Below are 22,375 nucleotides of genomic sequence, written 5' to 3'. Positions count from 1 at the left end.
ATGAGGATTACAACAAACAATTTAACAAAAACTACGTTAGCGATAGCTATATCAATAGCATTAAGCACAACAATTAATGCCCAAGAGCAACAAAAAACCGAGGATTATTCTGGCATAGAACGTATTAACGTTACCTCACAAAAACGTATACAAAGTATTCAAGAAGTCGGTATTGCGTTAACGGCATTTAATGGCGATTCATTGCGTGAGCAAGGTATTAATAACCCAACCGATATTGACAAGGTGATGCCTAATTTTTCCGTTCGTAATGTTGGTGGCGGTGGTGTTCCAGTGGTTATTATGCGCGGTATCGGTTTGCAAAACTTTAGAATTAACGACTCGCCAACTAGCTCGTTTTTTATTGATGAAGTTTACCAAACGTCAATAGCTTCTGCTGAATTTTCAATGTATGACTTAGAGCGTCTTGAAGTTTTAATGGGGCCGCAAGGCGGTTTATACGGTCGTAATACTATTGGTGGAGCTATTCAAATAATTTCAAGTAAGCCTGAAATCGACGGAGACTTTTCTGGTTATATTGATTTAGTTAGTGGTAGCTTTGAGTCAAAAGAGCTTGAGTTTGGTGTTAATGTGCCGATTTCTGATAAGTCAGCGTTAAGAATATCAGGCCGTGTTGATAGTAGTGGTGATAAAGATTATTACAGTATCCCAGATGATGTGCACCATGGTGCCTCAGAACGCTGGGGTTTAAGAATGCAATATATGTATCAAGCAACTGATGATGTGGAATTATTGTTTAAAATTCATGGCGGTGATGATGATACCGAGTTACCTCTGCAACGTGCGTTGGGTTTATATGCGAATATTGGTGATGGCACCGACTTAGGTGCTCCTAATGTTTCTTTAGGTTTGCTTAATGGCTTGTTTGGTGCTGGCTCTGCGGGTTTGTGTCAATCAATTCTTGATGGTAAGGGTAGCGATCCGACAACGTGTGCAACACTTACCGGTGTTACGCCTAATGATTATGGTTTAAATGACGATAATATTTATGATTCAGCCACCGGTGGGCGTTTATCGTATTTAAATAATAAGTGGTTTGGCGCTAGCTTAATTGCCAATATTGATTTTGATTTTGGTACCTTAACCAGTATTAGTGCTTATGACAGTATTGATTATTTCCGTTATATTGACTCTGATGCCACGATAATTGAATTCCAAGATGTAGAATATGGCTCTGACATTAGTTTTTACTCACAAGAGTTTCGTTTAACTTCTCCCGAAAATGATAGTTTTAACTGGGTTGTTGGTGCTAGTTACAGTCACGATAAAATTATTGAAGACTCAACGTTATTAGGTGGCGAAGGTATTTTACCGCTACTTTTTGGTGGCGGCACCTATTCAAAGCAAGATTACACTCAAGAAACCAGTGCTTATGCAGTATACGGGCATAGTGAATATGCCCTTGCTTCACGCGTTAATTTAGTGACTGAGCTTCGTTATACCAGTGAAACAAAATCGTTTATTGGTGGTTCAACTGTTGGTTTTTCAAATGGTGTTGAAGCGCCACTAGTTTATATCGATGATGAAATAGATTTTTCCGCATTTTCTGGGAAAGTTGGCTTAACGTGGCAGTTAGATGAGCAAATGATGCTATTTTCTAATATTTCTAGAGGCTTTAAAACGGGTGGTTACTTTGGTGGTTTTGCCACCGATGCTGATCAGCTTGCTCCTTTTGAAGAAGAAACTATATTAGCTTACGAATTAGGTTTTAAATCAGACTTATTCGACAATACGCTGCGCGTTAATGGTTCTGTTTTTATATATGATAGACAAGACGTGCAGTTAAATGCGGCTAACCCAGATGACGTTATTAAAATTGCTCGTTTAACCAATATTGGTGATGTTGATACTCACGGTGGTGAGTTATCAGTAATTTGGGCCGCCACCGAAGATTTAACTTTTCAGCTTGGTTTAGGTTATACCGACGCTAAAATTTCTAAAAGTGATTTTACCGTTAACTCTGTGCTTCCTTTATTAGGTAGTGCGCGTTTAGAGGGTTTAAACTTGCCTAATTATTCCAAATTTAGCAGTAACTTTTCAGCACGACACGAGCATGAACTAACGGATAACTTACAGGGTATGTTACAGCTTGAATATAGCTACCGCTCTCAGCAAGATTTATCACTAATTACTAACCCAGAGATAGAAACGGCTATTTTTCAAGAGCCAGCAGTGTCACTGGTTAATGTGCGGTATCGTATCGGTGATGCTAATGAACAGTGGAGCATAATGGCATACATCGATAATGCACTAGATGAAGAGTATCGTTTAGAAGCTCGTGGTGATGGTTTATTTGGTGTACGTGAGCGTTATGCACTTGGCAGAACGGCAGGACTTAAACTTACCTATAACTGGTAACACGTTAACGTCGAAAGTAAGCTAAAAGAGCCATACTTGAATCTCTCGTATGGCTCGATTGATTTTATTTATAACCCCCTCATTTTTATCAAGTACTTGTTGGTAAGGAAATTTATGTCATCATCTTATACTCCGCTCAAATCATTGTTAAATTATCTATTGTTTGCTTTGTTTATTTTTACTAGTGATTTATCGTTTGCAAAAACACTTGAGGAAAAGTTAGCTAAAGAGCAAGCTGCAGCGACTAGTTTTTCTGTCTATGTCACCATGCGTGATGGCGTACGTATTGCGGTGGATATACATTTACCAACATTTTATCGTAAAGGTGATAAATTACCGGTATTACTTTATCAAACTATTTATCAACGCTCTTCTAGAATTCCACTAGTTGACAAACCCAATATCTCCCAAAAAAATGATTGGCAAAATATGCCAAAATTGGATCATAAAGCCAGCAGCCCAATAGAGTTTCAAGCATTAAAGCAAGGTTATGTCGTCATTAAAACAGATGTCCGTGGTACGGGTGCTTCCTTTGGCCACAGAAACTCTCCTTTACCACCAGCCGAGATTCAAGATACCTATGACTTACTTGATTGGATAATTGCTCAACCATGGTCAAATGGTAAAGTGGGTGCTTATGGTATTTCTTATACGGGTATGACCGCTGGTATGGCCGCCACGGTTCAACATCCTGCGCTAAAAGCGATTGTCATAGGGTGGTCAGGTATTTACGATGAATATAAAAATGCTATGCAACCTTTTGGTTTTGTACAGCCGGGAGTTTTGTGTAAATGGAGTGATTATTTAGCCGCTTTATGGAGTAATAATTATAAGGTAACCGGTAAAGCCATTATGCCCGTTGATGGCGATGAAAATGCGGTGTTATTACAACAAGCTATTAAAGATCATCAACAAAATGAAACGGTTTGTGATTTATTATCATCAGTAACCTTTAGTGATGACAAAATTGGTCAACAGCAGTTAAACATCCAAAGTTTTTCTCAACGTGGCTTTAAAAAAGAAATTGAAGCTTCAGGCGTAGCAATATTGTCATTAGCAAGTTGGTATGACACTGGGGCTGTGGATGCTCATTTTGTTCGTATGCTCGATTTTTCTAACGAACAAAAAATATTCATAACGGGTGCTCAGCATGGTGCCCGATCTCATGCTAGCCCTTATACGGTAAGTGATAAAGTATTACCTCCTATACCATCAGGCGAAGTGACTTGGGGTAAAGCGATTACCTTTTTTGACTATTACTTAAAAGGCATTAAAAATGATTACCCTTCGTGGCCGAAAGTAACTTACTGGAACTTAGGTGAAGAAGCCTTTCATAGTTCAGATGTATGGCCGTTAAAAAACAGTAAAAATGTACGTTTTTACTTTGATGAACAGCATTCATTAACTCGTATACGTCCAAAATATTCATCGCAAAGTGATCGGTATCAAGTTGATTTTTCGGCCACCACGGGGAAAAACTCTCGCTGGTGGTCTGGTATGGGCTACCCTATGTTAAACCTTAACGCGCGCCAAGAAGAAGATAAAAAGTTACTGATTTATACCAGTGCACCACTCACTGAAGATATGCAAATTACCGGTTGGCCTATTGTGTCATTGACCATTTCTTCAACCCATAGTGATGGTGCCTTTATTGCCTATTTAGAAGATGTTGATGAACAAGGTAATAGTATTTATGTTAATGAAGGTGGCTTAAGGGCTATTCATCGAAAAATAAAACCTAATCCAGTTAAAGGTTTAGCACATATTCCTTATCATAGTTTTGAACGGGCAGATGCTGAGCTACTTACTCCTAATATGATCACCGAAATAAAATTTGAAATGATCCCAACGTCAGTAAAAATAGCCAAAGGTCATCGCATTCGTATTGCTATTGCGGGTGCCGATAAAGACAACTTTGTTCGAATTCCTGCTAAAGGTCAGCCAATTATTAAGCTATATCGCGGTGGTGATAAACCATCGTATGTTGATTTTCCAGTAATTTATAAATAGTAGGATTACATGCTCGAATTACTAATGAATGAAATGGCAAGGTTATCTTTAGGAACGATAATGTTGCTTTGCGCCATTGCTATTATTGCAGGTTTTTTACGTGGTCTTGCCGGGTTTGGCTCGGGTATGTTAATGGCAGGACCAATGGCATTGCTTCTTGAACCGACCATTGCTGTTGCCACTATTATCATATTAGAGACATGTATTTCTCTACCGTTAATGAAAGCAGCTAAACAAGATGTCAATTGGTCCTTGGTTAAACGTTTACTTTTAGGTGCTATTTTTATCGCGCCTTTTGGTGTGCTCTCGTTGCAAGTGCTTTCAGCTAAATCAGCAGGGCAAGTTATTTCTTTATTGGTAATTATTGCTGCGTTAGCATTGTTATTCGGCTATAAACGTAAAGAATCATCAACAAAAGTAAAAGAAATTACCGTAGGAGGAGTCTCTGGATTTTTTTGTGGCATCGCTGGTATTAGTGGTCCGCCAGTGGTCTTGTATTTATTATCATGGCGGCATAACCATATGGAAATTCGTGCTACATTAATCTACTATTTTGGTTTTATTGATTTTTATGTACTAATAGTGTTGTTAATCATTGATGATTTTTCTATGCTTCCTTTTATCATCGCACTCGCTTGTTTTCCGTTTATGTGGTTTGGTGCTACTTTAGGGTGTAAAAAGTTGGCCTCAACCAATCCAACGCAATACAAATCATGGGCTTTATCGACAATAATTGTTGGCAATGTTATTTCGCTTATTGCAGTACTGTTACGTTAATGCCAGTATTCATAATAATCGCGATTTATAACGTATAAATGATAATAACATGATAGAAAATCCAACATCAAAGCGTAAAACGCCAAGTCAACAACGAGCGAAAAGCACAGTAAGAAAAGTATTAGACGGAACGTGGCAACTATTAAAAGAGCAAGGCGCCGATGCAATAACTACCCGTAATATTGCTAAAATTACTGGCGTTAGCCCAGGTTCTATTTATCAATACTTTGGCAATAAAGAGCAAATTTTATTTACCCTTTATGGCGAACGATTAAAAGATTCGGTAGGTGCTTTTAAATTGGCCTCAACCGAGGAAAATTTTTCGTTATCTCTCGCTGAGTTTTATCAATTACTAGAGCAAAAATTAGCGAATGTTGGCTGGGGAAGAATAGAGGATATTGAGCTAACTAAGGCTATTGCTGAAAATCCGCAATTGAAGCATGCAGTACAGCCTATTTTAAATGAACTTTATGACTGTCTTATTTATGTTTTGCGCCGCTATGGCTCAACGTGGTCAGAAGAAGATCTAAAACATTTAGCTGAGTATATTTTTGGTGTCAATCACTTTGGTTATAGCTTACGGATTCGACAATCAGAGCAATCAGCAACTAAAACCATAGCATTAACAAGAGAGCTAGAATATTATTTAATTTGCAAAGCGGTGAATAAAGTATCGCCGTAAATTATTTATTGAGGCTAGCGCTTACAAGAAAAAATCATCAATTAAAATTCAGCCATCAAGGTCTTCTTTTAGCAAGCAGAAGATCTAACGATTGACCTATAGTTAACGTCAACTAAGCGCACCAAGAAGTCATTAACGCTGAGCTGTTTTTCATTGAACATTGACTATGAGCTTAGCTCAGTGTTATCACTAAGAAGGCATAAAAACAGCAGATTACTGTCTCTGCTAAAGTTCACTCGGCTCTACGCATAATACCTCTAATTAAGTGACTAAGTGTTTCGGCATTTTACCTAATCGGCTAACAGCTAAATAATGCCAATATCTAACCCCATTGAAAGCTAGATCACCTTGATGAACCATAATATGTGGATGAAAGGACATTCAGAGGGGGGAATACCATCGGCATGTATATCGGTGTAGATCAAACCAGGGCGAACACAGTTAATACGGATGCTTTTTCGGCAAAAAGTTTTGCTGTTGTCGCGCCAATGCCTCGTCCCGCACCAATGCCTCGTCCCGCACCGGTGATTATTAGCACTTTTTAGCTACTCATCATCTATCCAGTTTAAACCCCGACTAGGACTATTGTCAGCTAGGCAGAGGTTTATTTAGTGTTATCGCTAGCATTAACTTTAACACTGATAAAGCGCCATTTATTTAAAGGTCATTAAACTGTTCTAGCCACTCGCTGAAAGAGTCAGATACTTTTGTCACTGTGCATAAACCATAGTTATAGAACCATACGGCGCTATCTGTTTGTGCACTTGTACAATCGCTCAGTTTGAAACAAAACATGTTGCCCTTACAATCAGAGGCAAACAAAATATGCCCCTTTGGCATACCACCCATTTCATAGAGTTTTGATAGCGAAAATACATCGTCTAGGCTTAAGAAGTCTTGCACTTCAGAAATATTGACGCCTAAATCACATATTTTAGTTAACACATTTGGCGAGTGCACCAAGCCATAGCTTGAAATTAAATATTTATATGAGTCAGGTAAAAAAGCATTTAATTTTTCTTCAAGATCGGCAATATCATCACTGGCTATTGGTACCATGACGTTTTTACTGCCCCAGTTTTTTACAAATAGATCAATGCTATTCATTTTGACATACTCCAATATAACAAACGCCCGCATATAGGCAAAATTAAGCTGGCTATCATAACGAAGAATAAGCAAAAAGCCAGTCTCAGTGCCAACTCGTTAGCTAGTTTTTCTTGTTTTAGAGGTTATTTTCTTCGGTCCAATCTTTAAGCTTCTCTAATATATCGAGTGCACTACGACCAAAATCGGTGATTTCATAAGTAACCGCAATAGGGCGAGTACAAATTACTTCTCGGGTAACGAGCCCTTGGCTTTCTAGTTCTTTCAGGCGTTGGTCGACCATTTTCTTACTCGCACCACCAAGCATGCGAGAGAGGTCATTAAAGCGCACTGGCCCATCTTTGACATGCCATAGGATTGAAGCCTTCCACTTGCCTCCTAATATTCGCATACCCCGCTCAATTGAACAGGGTTCTGCACAGCTATCACTATTTATTTTTATATTTTTATTCTTTGTTTTTAAAGTACTTTTCATCTTAATTTCAATCAAGTTAGCCTGGTTACTAAAAGTATACTGGTTGCTTTAATTCTCCACGCTATCATAATGTAGCACAAGAACCAATGATAACTTGTTATAACGAAAGCAAATGTAGCTTTAAGGAAAAAATCGATGTCCATGCTCGTCTCTTACGATCCCATCACTCAACTCGCACTGGGTGAAGTGCCAATAACGACCGCTGAAAAAATGTCCGGTGTTGTTAAACGAGCCAAGCACGCACAAAAATCTTGGGCTGCGTTGTCATTAAGTGAACGGCACCAGCAAGTAATACTTGCCTATGAGCAGCTCGTTAAAGTGCAAGAGCCACTGACACTGTTGATCAGTAAAGAGATGGGCAAAGACTATCAACGGGCGAGTTATGAAGTGACTGGTACTGTGCAAAATGCCGATTACTTTTGCCAAGAAATTGCCAGTGCTCTTGCTCCCGAGTCGCAGGGACATGGCGTTGAACTGCAATATCGGCCCCTAGGTGTAGTCGCTGTTATTTCCCCTTGGAATTATCCACTGGCTATGGCAAATAATTTACTGTTGCCAGCATTAATGGCGGGTAACACTGTGGTGTTAAAACCGTCAGAAGAAACACCGTTAGTGGCCGAGCTTTTTGTCAATACCCTCAATGAAGTATTGCCTGAGGGGGTGTTACAAATTGCCCATGGCGACGCCGAAACGGGAAAAGCCTTGGTCAATGCTGATATCAATATGGTGGCGTTTACCGGTTCGCTCGCGGCGGGTAAACACATCATGGCCAGTGCCGCATCATCGCTTAAACGCTTAGTGATGGAGCTAGGAGGTAATGATGCCATGATTGTTATGGCCAGCGCTGATATTGATAAAGCGGTGCAATTTGCTGTCGCCAGTTCCTTTGAAAATGCCGGACAGATGTGTACGTCAACTGAGCGTGTCTATGTTGATGCTCGTATTGCCGATGAATTTGAACAAAAGGTCGTGGCACTTGCTAGCCGTTACCAAGTGGGCCCTTGGGACCAAAAAAACGTCAATATCGGGCCTATTGTTAATCAGAAACAACATAAAAGTGTCCTTTCCCAGCTTAAAGATGCCGAGGAAAAAGGCGCAAGATTCCTGTTAGGTACAGCAGACTATGAGCTGCCTTTTATTCAACCTACCGTAGTGGCAGATATCACGGCTGATATGTGTTTAGAGCATGATGAAACCTTTGGTCCTATCGTAGCTATTAGCCGTTTTAATCATATTTCTGAGGCGATTACCCGTGCTAATGCTAGCCCTTATGGCTTAGGTGCTACGGTATTTGGTGGCGCGGGTGCTGCTGACGTTGCCGAACAAATGGAAGCCGGCATGGTGGGAGTGAATCAAGGTCCGGGTGGGGCAGGGCCATGGGTAGGTGCTAAGCAAAGTGGCTTTGGTTTTCATGGCACAGCCGCCGGTCATCGACAGTTTACTCAGCTGCGCATTATCAGTAAATAAGGCGGATAAGCAATGACAGGGAGCTGTCTTGATTAAGACACTTGAGCAAAAAGAAATAACGATAAGAGATAACTATGAAGTTAGATAGAGACACCAAGGCTAAATTTTTTGTGGTAGCGTTAGAGCCGGGCGCTGAAAATCCATCATTACCAGCCTGGGGTAATACCGAGGAAAACCCGGCAAAATTACGTCATGATCACGATAATGGTCAAGTTGAGCGCCACGAGTTAGCGCAAGTACCCGGTGCATTTCAGCTATTGAACGTCTTGTCTAAAGCCGAATGTGAAAATTTAATAGAGATTAGTGAGCTACTTGGTTACTTGCCCGATGCACCGGTGTCTTTACCTCGAAGTGTCCGTCATAACGACAGTTTAACCTGGATTGTTGATGAAAAAACGGATGGCACTATTTGGCAGCGTATGGCTCACTTAATGGATGATAGGCAAGGGATTTTTAACGGTGATAAAGCGGTAGGCATTAACGCCCGTTTTCGATTTTATCGATATAACCAAGATGATTTTTTTAAGCCTCATTCTGATGGCTCTTGGCCAGGTAGCCGCATCATAGATAATGAGCTGATAGCGAATGCTTTTCCCGACCGATATAGTCAAATGACCTTGTTAATTTTCCTCAGTGACGACTTTCAAGGCGGTGCAACACGTTTCTTAGTGAATGCAAACGAGCCAACTAAGCCGGCACAAGCGGGTGATGATGTGGTCAATATTGATGTTCGCACACCAGCCGGTAGCGTATTATGCTTTCCTCATGGTATGCATCCATTGCACTGTATACATAGCTCAGTTGCCATCACGAAAGGGGTTAAATACATTATCCGCAGTGATGTATTATTTACCTTGTAAGTCGACCTAACCGGCAGTCATTTATCACCTTCTATAGTAGCGATAAGTTAACGATAGAAGGTGCTAGATGCTAATTTGAATTGTTATGTTGTTATTCTTTAAGTGCCATAGCAGCCATTTTCATTGTGCTGGCAAATGACTCTGCACCCGCAATAAATAAACCATTATGGCAAAACATAGCATCATCAAGTCCGGTCACATCTCGAAGTGCTTGCTCGGATAAGCCAGCCCATGCTTTAGGCAGCGACTTTCTGTCTTCGAATGAACCCGGTTCAACCGGTACTGTTTGAATGCGCCATTGACCAGAGCCAGAGGGGTAAACCATATATAAAGCCTCGGTAGATAAGGCATGCACCGTTCTTTTCCACGGGGTATATTTTTCTAAGACTATCACTCTTGCATCTTCAGCATTTTCAATAGCTTTAGCGACAATGTCCTTCGCACTGATGCCGCCGTTAGCCGCGGCAATGAATCGTGTTAATACCCGTGCGGCAAAATCAACGGCTTCATCAAAACAGCTATCAAAGTGACTATCTTCTTGCCAAGTTGGGTTAAACATGGCAATAGTTTGGCTAAGGCTAATACCTGTAGCAACACCTTCAACATGACCACAATCGATGGCATCAATGGTTGATACGAGCTCAGTATCCACAGCATCGGCTAGCTCTTGGTTATCCTGGCATATTGCTAGGCCATATTTCTGCCAAATTAAACCAAACGAGGAATAGGGAATACCATTTTCACGGGCACCCGCACCACCTCGTTGATGATGATCAAAGCGGCCGGTATCTGGATCATATTCACCACCAACATCAATGACAATATCGGCCTTGGCGATAATGTCTAAATCACGGGTGCGTACTAGGTTAAAAGCAGGGAAAATGTGCTTAAGTGCAGCGATACTGAAAACATCATCTGCATGAAAATTACCGTTGTGGGTTGCTATTGTTATATCATTCATTTGTTTGGTGTCATGTTAGAAAGTGATAAGAAGGTGTTGCCAGTAAAGCTTACTGTTTTGGACTTTATCGTTTTAGAACATTTTAATAAGTAAAATTATAGGCGGATTCTATACCAAGACAGCTAACAAAAATAGCTGATTTTAAATCATGAAAATTTCAAACAGTCCCACCAAGTGATGCGGTTTATGCGCTAATTATTGTGCGATAAAATAGAGACCAAAACCTAAACCTAGATACATCATTAAAGAAAATATACTACCAACAATATTTAAAGCCGTTGAGATACCCATAAATTTGAACGTTAACACGGAAGAAAGTGCTTTAGGTCGTGATTGTAATGAATGAAAATATTTAAATTCGGTTAACTTGTTAGCTAATGCTTGATTGCTTTTAATTTCATTATCAATGGTTTTGTCATAAGCATAAGCAACTAAATAAAATAAAATTAAAAAAGCTAAAATGGATGGCATAACTAAATATCCTAAGTTGTTAGAGCCTCAATAAGGGCCTGGAAATTGTTGAGCAAGGAAACACCGCCAACGGTATGTTGAGTTTAGCAAGGTGTAGGGAAGGAAAGTTCACTGTGCTAAAGGCGTAGCACACTACATTTTTTCTGTGCGTTCACTGATACATTCATATGAGCCCATTTCAAATTCTCGGCAAATCCACGGTCGATTTTCATAGATAGAACAGAGTAAAGTATTTCGATCTAAAGCTGAGCACCAGCCATCATCTAATCGCAACATGGATTCATTGCCATACTGATCAACATAAATATGCTGATCAGGAACCCCAGTCTCGGAAATGATCCTGACTTCGGAACTACAACAACATGCTTGGCAGTTTGAACAGGTGACTTCGGCAACCGGTATATTTTTTACGCTAATGATCATAAATAACAACAAAAAATTCAATGAGTAATAGCATACTCTATATTGGAATATTCCTCTCATTTATAGGCGGTTTACGCTTAAATAAGCAGAAAATAATGGTTAGCTAATAGTCCAAAGCAAGGAGTCACCACCCGCGGTGACTGCTGGTTTGAGCGCCTTATTTTATTCTTTTCAACAATTTACGTAATTCGGCTATAAGCCCGAAATGACTGGTAGCAAGGCGCCAAAACTTACCAATAAAACAATCCATGAACATAGTTCATATATCAATGAAATAAAATCAATTTTATTCATGTAACTAACCACGTATAAAACACACTCTGCTTTTAACTTTAGGCATAAAGCCAAAAGACTACTGACTGAGAAAATCAGTAAAGAAGATTGGCAAGTCCAGAGAGAGCAACCAATACATTTAGGTTTTATCTCAGGATTTTACCTCAGCTTTTACCTAAGAAAATAGGATACAGATCACCATGAATAAAGACTTTACTTTTACTATTAAGAGCATTCGTTTCGATGAAAATTATCACCCATCAGACAATACACGTATCACTACCAACTTTGCTAATTTGGCCAGAGGAAGCTACCGCCAAGCGAACTTACGCAACGCTTTAAATATGATTGACAATAGTTTTAATGCCTTAGCGCATTGGGATAACCCCAAAGGAGAACGATATTCGGTCGAACTTGACATCATTTCGGTTGATATAGATATTGAAGGCAGTGGTCAAACCTTCCCATCGATTGAAATATTAAAAACCAATATTGTTGATCATAAAACTAATCAACGCATTGCCGGCATTGTCGGCAATAATTTTTCCTCTTATGTGCGAGATTATGATTTTAGCGTATTACTGCAGGCTCATAATAAGAATCAGCCCAAATTTAGCATTCCAGATAACTTTGGCGAACTGCATGGCAAGCTCTTTCAGTCTTTTGTCAATTCAAATATTTATAAGCAGAATTTTAATAAGCCACCGGTGATATGTCTCAGTGTTTCAGATAACAAGACCTATCATCAAACTGAAAATAATCACCCGGTATTAGGGGTTGAATACCAGCCAAATGAATCTTCTTTGACTGAGCAATATTTCAAAAAAATGGGCTTACAGGTTCGTTATTTTATGCCGCCAAATAGTGTTGCGCCTTTGGCTTTTTATTTCTTTGGTGATTTACTTAATGATTACACTAATCTTGAGCTGATAAGTACCATCAGCACGATGGAAACTTTTCAAAAAATATACCGACCTGAGATTTATAATGCCAATGCTGTTGCAGGAAAATCCTATCAGCCAAATTTACAGAACCTAGATCATTCATTAACTCAAATTGTTTATGATCGAGAAGAACGTGGTCAGTTGGCTCATGAGCAGGCAAAATTTACTGAGGAGCATTTCATCAAACCCTATCAAGCTGTTCTTGAGCAATGGTCTGCTAGCTACGCTCAATAACTAGGTTCAATAGTTACGTTCAATAGTTACGTTCAATTACTATGTTAAAAGTTACGTTTAAAAGTTAACCCAAATTTACGGCATCATCACTTATGAAAACTAATATTCTTAAAGCATTATTACCTACTTCAACTGCAGGTAGCTTACCTAAACCGGCTTGGCTTGCACAACCTGAGACACTTTGGTCACCTTGGAAATTGCAGGGTGATGAATTAATTGCCGGCAAACACGATGCGTTACGTTTGTCATTACAAGATCAACAACAAGCAGGACTTGATATTGTCAGTGATGGCGAGCAAACCCGGCAACATTTTGTCACTACGTTTCTTGAGCATCTCAACGGTGTTGATTTTGAGCAACGTAAGACCGTTAAAATTCGTGATCGTTATGAGGCAAGTGTACCAACGGTCGTTGGCCCTGTTAGTCGTCAAAAGCCAGTTTTTGTTGACGATGCCAAGTTTTTACGTCAGCAAACCAAGCAAACTATTAAATGGGCGCTGCCTGGTCCCATGACGATGGTAGATACGCTTTATGATGATCATTATAAAAGTCGCGAAAAACTCGCCTGGGAATTTGCCAAAATCCTTAATCAAGAAGCTAAAGAATTAGAGGCGGCGGGTGTTGATATTATCCAATTTGATGAGCCGGCATTTAATGTGTTTTTTGATGAGGTTAATGATTGGGGTATTGCTTGTTTAGAAAGAGCAATCGAAGGGCTTAAGTGTGAAACGGCGGTACATATTTGCTATGGCTATGGCATAAAAGCCAATACCGATTGGAAAAATACCTTGGGCTCTGAGTGGCGACAATATGAACAAGCTTTTCCCAAACTGCAAAAATCTAATATCGATATTATCTCGCTAGAATGTCATAACTCTCGTGTGCCAATGGAGCTACTTGAACTTATTCGCGGTAAAAAAGTGATGGTAGGTGCCATTGATGTCGCAAGCAATACCATTGAGACACCAGAGGAAGTCGCCAAGACCCTACGAGAAGCACTAAAGTATGTCGATGCCGACAAGCTTTATCCTTCTACCAACTGTGGCATGGCACCTTTATCTCAGCAAGTGGCAAGAGGCAAGCTCAATGCTTTAACTGCAGGCGCAGCAATAGTACGAAGAGAACTCGCCACCAGTAACTAACCCATATAAAACATGCCTATGCACTTGGCTCAGGATCGTCATCCCCGTGGTGTTTTAATCGGACTTGCCATGGATGGCACTTATTAGACAATGCTGACGGTACAGGAAGTACCTTATTAGATAATGCAGGAGCATATTATCCTGAGCTTATTGTCCTGGAGCCATTTCTAAAAGAGCAATGGATCTTCGATCAGAGACTTCGAAGATGACGTTTACAAAGAGTTCCTGAGTAAACGTCATAGGTATGTATAATAATGCTTATAGGGGGCATACCATTTACTGTTCAATAACAATTAACAGCAATAGCCTTAATTGATAGTAATACCATTGCTATAAGATTTTTGCCGTGATTAAAAATAGAAGTAGTCGTTAATGAATATCATTGAATTTATAACAAATAATATCTCTACCATTTTGGCCTTGGTTGCCACCGGTGTATTCGCCGGCATTTTAGCTGGCTTGTTAGGTGTAGGTGGCGGTATCGTAATCGTACCTGTGCTATTTTTCTTGTTCCAGAGTTTTGGTGTATCACCAGAGTCGGCGATGCTAGTTGCGACAGCAACCTCACTGGCCACCATAGTACCCACGTCTATTAGTTCCATTCGTGCTCACCATCAAAAAGGTAATGTGGATTTTGACCTGCTCAAACGTTGGGCGGTATTTATTCTTATGGGGGTATTGCTTGGTAGCTGGTTAGTGACTCGTATTGAAGGCACTATGCTGACTATATTGTTTGGGGTGATCGCGGTTTTATCGGCACTAAACATGCTGTTTCGAACGGGAAAATCCGCTCTGTACCAAAAACTGCCTAATAAAACCGGACAATCGGTTATGGGGGCATCCATTGGCTTTTTCAGTTCTATGGTAGGAATCGGCGGCGGCACACTCTCGGTGCCACTACTCACCCTATATAACTATCCCGCCCACAAGGCCATTGGCACAGCGGCGGCAATAGGGTTAATCATTTCGTTGCCAGCTGCGCTAATAATGTTGACCTTGGGCAGTACACCAACCGATGCTCCCGCGGGTACCTTTGGCTTGGTCAATCTGTTTGCCTTCACGTGTATTGTGCCGCTAACGGTATTATTCGCACCGGTAGGGGCATCACTGGCAGCAAAATTAGATGCGGTAAAACTGAAAAAGATCTTTGCCTTGGTCTTACTATTTACGGGCTTACGTATGCTGGTGCAATTTTTCTTATAGCTTATATAGCTTTTATTGCTGTTAATAGGGGCTGTTGATCTGTCGAGATTACTTTTGCAGTGAATTATTAAACAGCAAAAATTCAAGGTCAGCTGCAGCCGCCGTTGTTAGCTCTTTAAGTAAAACAACAGCTCAAGCATGTCTCAGCAGCTCGATTCTGGCAAAAGCCAAGGCAAGGTATGGTGGTAATTATTTATTCTATTCCCATGGTAAATAAACTTGTTTGATTGATACAATGATATAATTTTATCAATCAATGACTGTCGTTCATCATTAAAACTAAAGATAGGAGTTAACCGGTGCTGGAGAGGATTCATTTAGAAATACTAACTGCAATAAAAGAGCATGGCACCCTGACTAAAGCGGCTGATTCGTTGCACTTATCCCAATCTGCGTTAAGTCATAGTATTAAAAAATTAGAAGGCCAAATTGCGACGCCGATATGGAAAAAAGACGGTCGAAACTTGCGTCTTACCGCTGCTGGAGAACGCATCCAAACGCTTGCTAATAGAGTATTGCCTCAGTTTTTACACGCGGAATTATTACTGAATCAGATTGCAAAAGGTGAGATGGGCTCGCTACGCATAGGCATGGAGTGCCATCCTTGTTATCAATGGCTACTTAGAGTTATTCAGCCTTATCTAGAGCGGTGGCCAGATATTGATATGGACGTGAAGCAGGAGTTCCAGTTTGGCGCTTTAGGTGCATTACTTAGCTACGAAATAGATGTACTTATTACCCCAGATCCGCTCTTTAAACCTAAAATAGCCTACATACCCGTTTTTTCTTATGAACATAGACTGGTCGTTTCTGCGTCTCACAAATTAGCAAAGCAAAATTTTGTCTTACCCGAGCAATTAAGCGAAGAAGTACTGTTTACTTACCCTGTTGAGCCCCTGAGACTCGATATTTTTAGCCAATTTCTTAATCCAGCAAAGTGTTCAGTAAAGAAACACAAACACATTGAAACAACTGAGATCATGTTACAGATGGTCGCCGCGGGTCGAGGTGTTTGTGCCTTGCCGGGCTGGCTAGTAGATGAGTACTCAAAATCAATGCCTATCAAGAGTCTTCGTTTTGGCGAGCAAGGAATTAGTAAACAGATCTTTGTCGGTATTCGCAAGACCGACCAGCATATTGACTACTTCAACGATTTCATTGCTCAAGCTAAAAAAACAAAATGATCAATTAGCCCACCAACAACAGCAAGTAACAAGTAAGATATAAAAGTTAAAATAGAAAGCATACCGCCTGCAGTAACGTAGGCTAATAATAAAAACAGTATGGGAAATGTTAAAGCAGTAGTAGTTAACTTGATAATATTTTCACGACTCACTGAGTACACCTTATCGTTATAATGTCACAATAAAGGGCTTGTAATTATTGGCTTAAATACGCGAGGCACGAGCGTGGCCAAGCGTTTGGTGTTATGTTTAAATATTGATAACCAAGTTGCAACATTAACCCCGTAAGTCTGCCGTAATCTCCTTTGCCTGAAACTATAGTCACGCCTAGATTAACGGCCGATTTACCTATGCCATTAAAAAAATAATGATAGCCTAAGCCTGCTCCGTAAACAGCTTGGGCACCATCATAACCGTGCTCACTGCCAATAACGCCAAGATATAAACTGGCACCATGATTTGGTGTTTGAAGCCAAATATATCGGTTTTTACCCAGCCAATGCCCATGGCACAGGTCGATCCCTGAGAGGAGTAACTAACACAACCAGCAGAAATGTATTTTAAATCAACATTAGATTGCATGCCGGTATTAACACCAATACCACTGTAAAGGCTGCCAAGACCTATGCCAAAAGTGAAATCGTCGCTTGCAAATGTTGGAGATGATACCACTAGCGTTAAAGGTAATAGCATTGATTTTATGATGGTTTTCAAAAAGTGATGCTTACTTTATTTAGATTTTAAAGGTAATAATTAAGAGGATATTTATATTTTCTAGCAGATGAACTTAATCGTCCATAGTATTATAAGGCCTAGAGATTACTGTATTGTTCTCTTAAAATCAAAGAGTTATAAATTAAGGTTAAGTGGTTACTGTAGAAAAGTCGAGCATAAAAAACCGCGGGGTCAGCGCGGATTTTATCGAAAATATTAAGTGTTTAAGTGTTGCCCTAGCTAAGGACAGTTAACCTTAGCTAGGGTTAACAAACATTAAACTAGGATTTTTTAGTTTTTATGTAGTCATTAATTAAGTCGGCTAAAACGTTAAGCGGTACCGGACCATTTTTTAATACTACGTCATGAAATTCACGAATATCAAACTTGTCACCCAGCTGAACTTTGGCATGTTCGCGTAATTCAATTATTTTGTTCATACCAATTTTATAAGCAGTGGCTTGCGAAGGCATAACTACATGGCGTTCTACCATCTTAACTGCATCAGACATAGCGTTAGGGGTATTAGTGGCGTAATATTCTATACCTTCTTTTAGTGTCCATTTTTTTGTGTGAATACCGGTATCAACCACTAAACGACACGCGCGCCATAGTTCCATGGCTAAGCGACCAAAGTCAGAGTAAGGGTCTTGGTATAAGCCAATTTCTTTTGGGATCATCTCTGAATATAAGCCCCAACCTTCAGTATGGGCAGTATAACCACCAAATTTACGGAACATTGGAATGCCGGTTAATTCTTGCTTGATAGCTAATTGCATGTGATGTCCTGGAATACCTTCGTGGTACGCTAAAGCGGCCATTTGATAAATAGGCATAGCTTTCATGTCATAAAGATTGGCGTAATAAATACCCGGACGTGAGCCATCTGGAGCAGGGCGTTCATAAAACGCTTTACCGGCAGATTTCTCTCTAAAGCTTTCTACCGCTTTAACTTTTAATGCCGCTTTGGGCTTGGTTAAAAACAAGCTATCTAGTCGGCCTTCCATATCATCGATAAGTGCTACTGCTTCGTCGATATAGCGTTGTCTACCTTCAACGGTCGCCGGGTAATAAAATTGCTTGTCGTTACGCATAAAGTCGAAAAACTCGTTTAGACTGCCGTCAAAAGCGACTTTCTTCATGATGACGCGCATTTCATCATGAATACGTGCAACTTCACTTAAGCCAATGTTATGAATTTGTTCTGAGGTTAAATCGGTGGTAGTAGTACGTTTTAAAGCATTGTTGTAAAAAGCTTCTCCGTCAGGGAATTTCCATGCACCATCACGAGTATCAGCTTTTTTCTCAAGGGCGGTTAAGTAGGTGACTAATTGCTCATAACCTGGTTTTAAACTGTCGATTAATGCGGCTTTCACCTCGGTAATTAGAGTCGCCTTTTCGTCATCACTAATACTGAGTTTAGCTATTTTACCGGTGAAATCGGCAAATATCGTGCTGTTTTCTCCATCATCAAATGGCGCGCCGACTAGAATGTTTCTTGAATCTCTAATGACATGTGGAAAAACAAATTTAGGGGCAATAATGCCTTTTGCTTCGCGTAATTTTAGTTGCTCAACAAGTTGTACTAATAATTTATGCGCCCCGTGCACACGAGCAATATAATCTTGCGCTTCTTTTACATTACTGATGGAATGTTGGTTAATTAAAAAGGCAGGTATTTGTGAATGAGTACCGTACATTTGATTAACCGGGTAACTATGAAAACGCCATTTATAATCGGCGATGTGATTTTCAAAGTTTTGAATGTATAAACTGCGACTTATTTTAGTTTGTGCATCAAGAGCGCTGACATCAATGGCTTGGATTAAGGCGAGGTTTTCTTTGGCTATGGCTAGCTCTTTGGCTGCGTTTTCTTCGGAAAGATCATGCCATTTGTCATAATCTTTTTTAATACCTAAATAAGTCTGTCTAACGGGGTCACGGTCAACGCCTTGCTGGAAAATAGTATCGAATAATTCATTCGCTTGCTCTGAGGCTGTTTGTGTTGTTAGCGCGGTTACATTAGCTGCGGCAGTTGCTTGCTTGTTATTATCTTGTTGGGCAATTTTTTCTGCTGAGCAAGCACTCAATAAAGCCGTCGTAACAGCAACGACTAAGAGGGTTTTTTTAAAGGTCATACTATTTCTCATTCCACTTATATAATTTGCATTGTTTCTAGTGTGCCCTAAGGTGTAGCACTAATTCAATGAAAGCTCGATAGATTGTTATATAATTACGACCAATAGGTGTTGTGCTCTGCACAAAAGAAGTAAACTTAGTGATAATCTTACTTCTAAGCGTAAATGGACACTCAAACATGAAATTTACCCTTGGCTTTCGAAAAGTTAAACATGAAGATATAGATTTTTTGTTGTCATTACGTAGAAAAACCATGACCCAGCATTTGCTCGCGGCAGGTATTCGTATGACCGACGAACAACACTTAGTTCGCATCAAAGAACATTTTTATGAAAGTCACATTATTTTGGCGGACCGTAAACCTATTGGTTTGCTCAAAATGGGTGTGGTGGCGCTTAATAATACCCATAAAAGCTTACACATTCGACAGATACAAATTATGCCTAAATACCAAGGTAAGGGCATAGGTAGTAAGGTGCTGACGGTAGTGAAAAAGCGGGCTTTGCAATTATGCTTACCGATCACCCTAAATGTTTTATTGAAAAATCCAGCGAGAGGTTTGTATCTTAGGCATGGTTTTCAAGTAGAGAAAAAAACTCGCTTGGAATATCTATTACGTTGCCCATTAGAGGTGATTGCCGCTTAGTTTAAGCTAAGCAGCAACCCTTACTCTCGAACTAAGGAAACGAATTGCATAAAACGCCTAAGTAAAATAGCGTGGTAAACTTACTGGGTTAAAGAGCCTAGTAACTGTCCTTAATAAATAAGTCCGTTACGTTTTACTTTATTTGGGTCAATACGTGAAGGGGTAATAGAGCCATCTACCAGTGGCGTAGTTGCGGTCGCTAGCATTCTAATGACTTGCAGCATTGACGGTAAGTTCAAGCTATTAATATCATCGCTGACTTGGTGATAATGTTGATCCTTATCTAGTTGTGTACTGCTAAAACTATGTGCTGGTACCCCTAATCTAGCTAAGGTAGCATTATCTGAGCGATAAAATAAATTTTGTTTAGGATAAGGGTCGGCATAAATTTTTAAGTTTTGTGATGCTAGTGCCTGATTTAATTGCTCTCCTAAATTTGAGCGATCCATACCGGTCATCCACACAGTACCTTCGCCAAATATCGCGGGCTTGCCAATCATCTCAATGTTGATCATGGCGGTAATTTGTTTTGGCTCTACCTGGGTAGAAAAATGACGTGAGCCAAAACCGCCAATCTCTTCGGCACTAAAAGCCGCGAACATTAAGGTTCTTTCATTGTTGCCCATTATGGCAAAGTGATTGGCTAAATTGATAATGGCTGAAACACCTGATGCATCATCATCGGCGCCATTAAAAATTTCATTACCTGTTAGGGGAGTACTGTTAGGTGTCGTATCAACGCTGGGTTTAACACCTAGGTGATCATAATGCGCTGAATAGAGCACAATTTCATGCGCTTTGCTTTTACCGGGTAAAATGCCAACGACATTACTTAAGCTGGTATCAGTAACTTTGGCTTTACCCTTAACGGTAAAACGCTTTATTTGGCTGATATCTGTTAAGGCGATAACGATTACGCCACCGCTATCTGCAGTGGACTTTTCATCGACCAGTTTAGTTAGCCCACGAGCAAAATAACTTTGATAGCGTTTAAAACTTTTTTCATGTTTTGGGTGCAATAAAACTAAATGTTGACCGCCTTGGTGGTTTAGCTCACGTAGCGCTTTACGTAAATTGTCGTTTTCACCAATCATGACAGTATTGACGGGAGAACGTTTTATTGATTGATTACCTTTTAGGGTATTACTGTCCCATAAAAAATCAATTTTTGTTGTTGCCATTGCTAACGATTCAGCAGCAATTTCTTGGCCATTAATTTCCACGCTAAGCGTATCGGGTATGATTTTCTGGAGCGAATAGTACTGTTTGAAATTGGGTGCGCTCGGTGCTGGGCTAAGACCTACCTCGTTAAAGCGTTTTGCGATAAAATCGGCGGCTTGGCGAATTTCTAAGGTAAAGTTATTACGGCCTTTGAGCGCATCACTGGCTAAATAGCTAACATCTTTGGTGATTTGCGCTAAGGTGATGGTGTTATCTACGCTAGCGGCGACACTTTTTTGAGTCTGATCAGCACTGGGTGTAAAAATCGGCTCAGCATCGTGTGCTAGATTCACGTTGTTACAGCCGGTCAAAGATAAGCTGGCCAGTGAAATTAGGGTTATAGAGGTTGCTAGGGCAACAGGCTTAAAACGTTTATTCATCGTTGTTCGGGTCATCATTGTCATGAAAGGCGAGTCTCTTACTTGAGTTTTATGGTTTCAACCAAAAGGGTTTCTTCATCTGAAGTTAACCATAATTGACCATCTTGAATACTGCATTGAAAATCCATATTACGGCTAAGTAGCTTAACTAAAGCTTCACAGGTACTTGGCTCAAATTGCTCTATGGTTAAGCGCTCAAATTTATTCAGTTTTTGTTCAACTTGTGACCACCAGGTCTTTACACTGGTGCCATAACAATACAGCTTAACCGCTTTTGCTTGATTACAGGCTTTCTTCAAGCGCTTTTCATCGAGCTGTCCTAGCTCAATCCACAGGTTAATTTCATCGCTGTAATTAACTTGCCAAAGTGCCGCTTCACTTTCATCACTCAAGCCTTTACCAAACCGTAAGTCTTGGTGAGCATTAAGGATAAAAGCCATTAAACGCACCATTAATCGTTGCGGTGTTTCAGAGGGATGTTGAGCAAGGGTAAGTTGCAAGCTATCGTAATAATTACGATCCATATCGGCAAGTTCGATATTAGCTTTATATATAGTCGCTTTAAGGGCCATATGTACTTAGAGGTAAGGAATAATGGCGGCTATCATAACAGCATGATGCTTATCTTGCCAAAAGTCAGTATAAGGCTTGGTAAGACTTATACTGAGCAGCAGGTAGTATACCTA

Annotated in this window: 21 protein-coding genes; 11 read left to right on the top strand and 10 right to left on the bottom strand. The window is 40.1% G+C overall.

The window, feature by feature from the left end; genetic code table 11:
* From CMT41_RS10315 to CMT41_RS10300, 4 genes are all read left to right on the top strand, one after another.
* Positions 1 to 2,376 carry a TonB-dependent receptor gene (locus CMT41_RS10315; RefSeq protein ID WP_058027194.1) on the top strand — a complete coding sequence of 792 codons (2,376 nt, stop codon included), beginning with the start codon at positions 1 to 3 and terminating at the stop codon, positions 2,374 to 2,376.
* A gap of 114 nt (positions 2,377 to 2,490) precedes the next feature.
* Positions 2,491 to 4,386, top strand: coding sequence for a CocE/NonD family hydrolase (locus CMT41_RS10310; RefSeq protein ID WP_058027193.1), 1,896 nt, complete (start codon positions 2,491 to 2,493; stop codon positions 4,384 to 4,386).
* 9 nt (positions 4,387 to 4,395) lie between these two features.
* Positions 4,396 to 5,163, top strand: coding sequence for a sulfite exporter TauE/SafE family protein (locus CMT41_RS10305; RefSeq protein WP_082606512.1), 768 nt, complete (start codon positions 4,396 to 4,398; stop codon positions 5,161 to 5,163).
* A 49-nt stretch (positions 5,164 to 5,212) separates the two neighbouring features.
* Entirely contained in the window at positions 5,213 to 5,845 is a 633-nt protein-coding gene (locus CMT41_RS10300) for a TetR/AcrR family transcriptional regulator (protein WP_058027192.1), read from the top strand.
* Between the two features lie 657 nt (positions 5,846 to 6,502).
* Here CMT41_RS10300 and CMT41_RS10295 read toward each other — a convergent pair.
* Together CMT41_RS10295 and CMT41_RS10290 are read right to left on the bottom strand one after the other, a co-directional pair.
* On the bottom strand, positions 6,503 to 6,952 hold the full coding sequence (locus CMT41_RS10295; protein WP_058027191.1) for an SMI1/KNR4 family protein: 450 nt from the start codon (positions 6,950 to 6,952) through the stop codon (positions 6,503 to 6,505).
* 118 nt (positions 6,953 to 7,070) lie between these two features.
* Complete coding sequence (locus CMT41_RS10290) at positions 7,071 to 7,427, bottom strand: winged helix-turn-helix transcriptional regulator (protein WP_058027190.1); 357 nt, start codon at positions 7,425 to 7,427, stop codon at positions 7,071 to 7,073.
* A gap of 135 nt (positions 7,428 to 7,562) precedes the next feature.
* Here CMT41_RS10290 and CMT41_RS10285 point away from each other — a divergent pair, with 135 nt between their 5' ends.
* Positions 7,563 to 8,894 carry an aldehyde dehydrogenase family protein gene (locus tag CMT41_RS10285; RefSeq protein ID WP_058027189.1) on the top strand — a complete coding sequence of 444 codons (1,332 nt, stop codon included), beginning with the start codon at positions 7,563 to 7,565 and terminating at the stop codon, positions 8,892 to 8,894.
* 74 nt (positions 8,895 to 8,968) lie between these two features.
* Positions 8,969 to 9,754 carry an oxidoreductase gene (locus CMT41_RS10280; RefSeq protein ID WP_058027188.1) on the top strand — a complete coding sequence of 262 codons (786 nt, stop codon included), beginning with the start codon at positions 8,969 to 8,971 and terminating at the stop codon, positions 9,752 to 9,754.
* Positions 9,755 to 9,845: 91 nt separating this feature from the next.
* On the opposite strand, the gene CMT41_RS10275 is transcribed toward CMT41_RS10280, so the two are convergent.
* From CMT41_RS10275 to CMT41_RS18690, 3 genes are all read right to left on the bottom strand, one after another.
* Positions 9,846 to 10,715: an MYG1 family protein gene (locus CMT41_RS10275; RefSeq protein WP_058027187.1), complete on the bottom strand. Its 870-nt coding sequence runs from the start codon at positions 10,713 to 10,715 to the stop codon at positions 9,846 to 9,848.
* Positions 10,716 to 10,910: 195 nt separating this feature from the next.
* Entirely contained in the window at positions 10,911 to 11,186 is a 276-nt protein-coding gene (locus tag CMT41_RS10270; RefSeq protein ID WP_057831721.1) for a hypothetical protein, read from the bottom strand.
* Positions 11,187 to 11,318: 132 nt separating this feature from the next.
* Positions 11,319 to 11,609 (bottom strand): YkgJ family cysteine cluster protein, encoded by a 291-nt coding sequence (locus CMT41_RS18690; protein ID WP_082606528.1) that lies wholly within the window; start codon positions 11,607 to 11,609, stop codon positions 11,319 to 11,321.
* A 473-nt stretch (positions 11,610 to 12,082) separates the two neighbouring features.
* Here CMT41_RS18690 and CMT41_RS10265 point away from each other — a divergent pair, with 473 nt between their 5' ends.
* The 4 genes from CMT41_RS10265 to CMT41_RS10250 all read left to right on the top strand — a co-directional run bounded on the left by CMT41_RS10265 (position 12,083) and on the right by CMT41_RS10250 (position 16,589).
* Complete coding sequence (locus CMT41_RS10265; RefSeq protein ID WP_058027186.1) at positions 12,083 to 13,060, top strand: DUF1852 domain-containing protein; 978 nt, start codon at positions 12,083 to 12,085, stop codon at positions 13,058 to 13,060.
* 92 nt (positions 13,061 to 13,152) lie between these two features.
* Complete coding sequence (locus CMT41_RS10260) at positions 13,153 to 14,202, top strand: methionine synthase (protein WP_058027185.1); 1,050 nt, start codon at positions 13,153 to 13,155, stop codon at positions 14,200 to 14,202.
* Between the two features lie 372 nt (positions 14,203 to 14,574).
* Positions 14,575 to 15,405 (top strand): sulfite exporter TauE/SafE family protein, encoded by an 831-nt coding sequence (locus CMT41_RS10255; RefSeq protein WP_057181205.1) that lies wholly within the window; start codon positions 14,575 to 14,577, stop codon positions 15,403 to 15,405.
* Between the two features lie 299 nt (positions 15,406 to 15,704).
* Positions 15,705 to 16,589, top strand: coding sequence for a LysR family transcriptional regulator (locus tag CMT41_RS10250; RefSeq protein WP_057181204.1), 885 nt, complete (start codon positions 15,705 to 15,707; stop codon positions 16,587 to 16,589).
* Here CMT41_RS10250 and CMT41_RS19140 read toward each other — a convergent pair.
* The 3 genes from CMT41_RS19140 to CMT41_RS10240 form a co-directional block, all read right to left on the bottom strand.
* Positions 16,568 to 16,741, bottom strand: coding sequence for a hypothetical protein (locus tag CMT41_RS19140; RefSeq protein ID WP_157447806.1), 174 nt, complete (start codon positions 16,739 to 16,741; stop codon positions 16,568 to 16,570). The genes CMT41_RS10250 and CMT41_RS19140 overlap by 22 nt on opposite strands.
* Before the next feature lie 223 nt (positions 16,742 to 16,964).
* Positions 16,965 to 17,303, bottom strand: coding sequence for a hypothetical protein (locus tag CMT41_RS10245; protein ID WP_157466355.1), 339 nt, complete (start codon positions 17,301 to 17,303; stop codon positions 16,965 to 16,967).
* A gap of 281 nt (positions 17,304 to 17,584) precedes the next feature.
* On the bottom strand, positions 17,585 to 19,441 hold the full coding sequence (locus CMT41_RS10240; RefSeq protein WP_057181202.1) for a DUF885 domain-containing protein: 1,857 nt from the start codon (positions 19,439 to 19,441) through the stop codon (positions 17,585 to 17,587).
* A 179-nt stretch (positions 19,442 to 19,620) separates the two neighbouring features.
* On the opposite strand from CMT41_RS10240, the gene CMT41_RS10235 reads away from it, so the two are divergent.
* The gene (locus tag CMT41_RS10235; RefSeq protein ID WP_057181201.1) at positions 19,621 to 20,088 is read left to right on the top strand and encodes a GNAT family N-acetyltransferase; all 468 of its coding nucleotides are present in this window, start codon (positions 19,621 to 19,623) and stop codon (positions 20,086 to 20,088) included.
* Positions 20,089 to 20,198: 110 nt separating this feature from the next.
* On the opposite strand, the gene CMT41_RS10230 is transcribed toward CMT41_RS10235, so the two are convergent.
* Together CMT41_RS10230 and CMT41_RS10225 are read right to left on the bottom strand one after the other, a co-directional pair.
* Complete coding sequence (locus tag CMT41_RS10230; protein WP_057181200.1) at positions 20,199 to 21,713, bottom strand: M28 family peptidase; 1,515 nt, start codon at positions 21,711 to 21,713, stop codon at positions 20,199 to 20,201.
* Between the two features lie 14 nt (positions 21,714 to 21,727).
* Positions 21,728 to 22,261: a YaeQ family protein gene (locus tag CMT41_RS10225; protein WP_057181199.1), complete on the bottom strand. Its 534-nt coding sequence runs from the start codon at positions 22,259 to 22,261 to the stop codon at positions 21,728 to 21,730.
* Positions 22,262 to 22,375 lie beyond the last annotated feature (114 nt).

Source organism: Colwellia sp. MT41 (assembly GCF_001444365.1).
Taxonomy (GTDB): Bacteria; Pseudomonadota; Gammaproteobacteria; order Enterobacterales; family Alteromonadaceae; genus Colwellia; species Colwellia marinimaniae.
This window is presented reverse-complemented; position numbering and strand designations above follow the sequence as displayed.

Excerpts from the sequence above, each read along its gene's own strand:
- CMT41_RS10300 (WP_058027192.1), top strand. The coding sequence starts at position 5,213 with ATGATAGAAAATCCAACATCAAAGCGTAAAACGCCAAGTCAACAACGA.
- CMT41_RS10255 (WP_057181205.1), top strand. The coding sequence starts at position 14,575 with ATGAATATCATTGAATTTATAACAAATAATATCTCTACCATTTTGGCC.
- CMT41_RS10230 (WP_057181200.1), bottom strand. The coding sequence starts at position 21,713 with ATGACAATGATGACCCGAACAACGATGAATAAACGTTTTAAGCCTGTT.
- CMT41_RS10310 (WP_058027193.1), top strand. The coding sequence starts at position 2,491 with ATGTCATCATCTTATACTCCGCTCAAATCATTGTTAAATTATCTATTG.
- CMT41_RS10225 (WP_057181199.1), bottom strand. The coding sequence starts at position 22,261 with ATGGCCCTTAAAGCGACTATATATAAAGCTAATATCGAACTTGCCGAT.
- CMT41_RS10285 (WP_058027189.1), top strand. The coding sequence starts at position 7,563 with ATGTCCATGCTCGTCTCTTACGATCCCATCACTCAACTCGCACTGGGT.
- CMT41_RS10295 (WP_058027191.1), bottom strand. The coding sequence starts at position 6,952 with ATGAATAGCATTGATCTATTTGTAAAAAACTGGGGCAGTAAAAACGTC.
- CMT41_RS10290 (WP_058027190.1), bottom strand. The coding sequence starts at position 7,427 with ATGAAAAGTACTTTAAAAACAAAGAATAAAAATATAAAAATAAATAGT.
- CMT41_RS10270 (WP_057831721.1), bottom strand. The coding sequence starts at position 11,186 with ATGCCATCCATTTTAGCTTTTTTAATTTTATTTTATTTAGTTGCTTAT.
- CMT41_RS10275 (WP_058027187.1), bottom strand. The coding sequence starts at position 10,715 with ATGAATGATATAACAATAGCAACCCACAACGGTAATTTTCATGCAGAT.
- CMT41_RS10260 (WP_058027185.1), top strand. The coding sequence starts at position 13,153 with ATGAAAACTAATATTCTTAAAGCATTATTACCTACTTCAACTGCAGGT.
- CMT41_RS10305 (WP_082606512.1), top strand. The coding sequence starts at position 4,396 with ATGCTCGAATTACTAATGAATGAAATGGCAAGGTTATCTTTAGGAACG.
- CMT41_RS10240 (WP_057181202.1), bottom strand. The coding sequence starts at position 19,441 with ATGACCTTTAAAAAAACCCTCTTAGTCGTTGCTGTTACGACGGCTTTA.
- CMT41_RS18690 (WP_082606528.1), bottom strand. The coding sequence starts at position 11,609 with ATGATCATTAGCGTAAAAAATATACCGGTTGCCGAAGTCACCTGTTCA.
- CMT41_RS10315 (WP_058027194.1), top strand. The coding sequence starts at position 1 with ATGAGGATTACAACAAACAATTTAACAAAAACTACGTTAGCGATAGCT.
- CMT41_RS10280 (WP_058027188.1), top strand. The coding sequence starts at position 8,969 with ATGAAGTTAGATAGAGACACCAAGGCTAAATTTTTTGTGGTAGCGTTA.
- CMT41_RS10265 (WP_058027186.1), top strand. The coding sequence starts at position 12,083 with ATGAATAAAGACTTTACTTTTACTATTAAGAGCATTCGTTTCGATGAA.
- CMT41_RS10235 (WP_057181201.1), top strand. The coding sequence starts at position 19,621 with ATGAAATTTACCCTTGGCTTTCGAAAAGTTAAACATGAAGATATAGAT.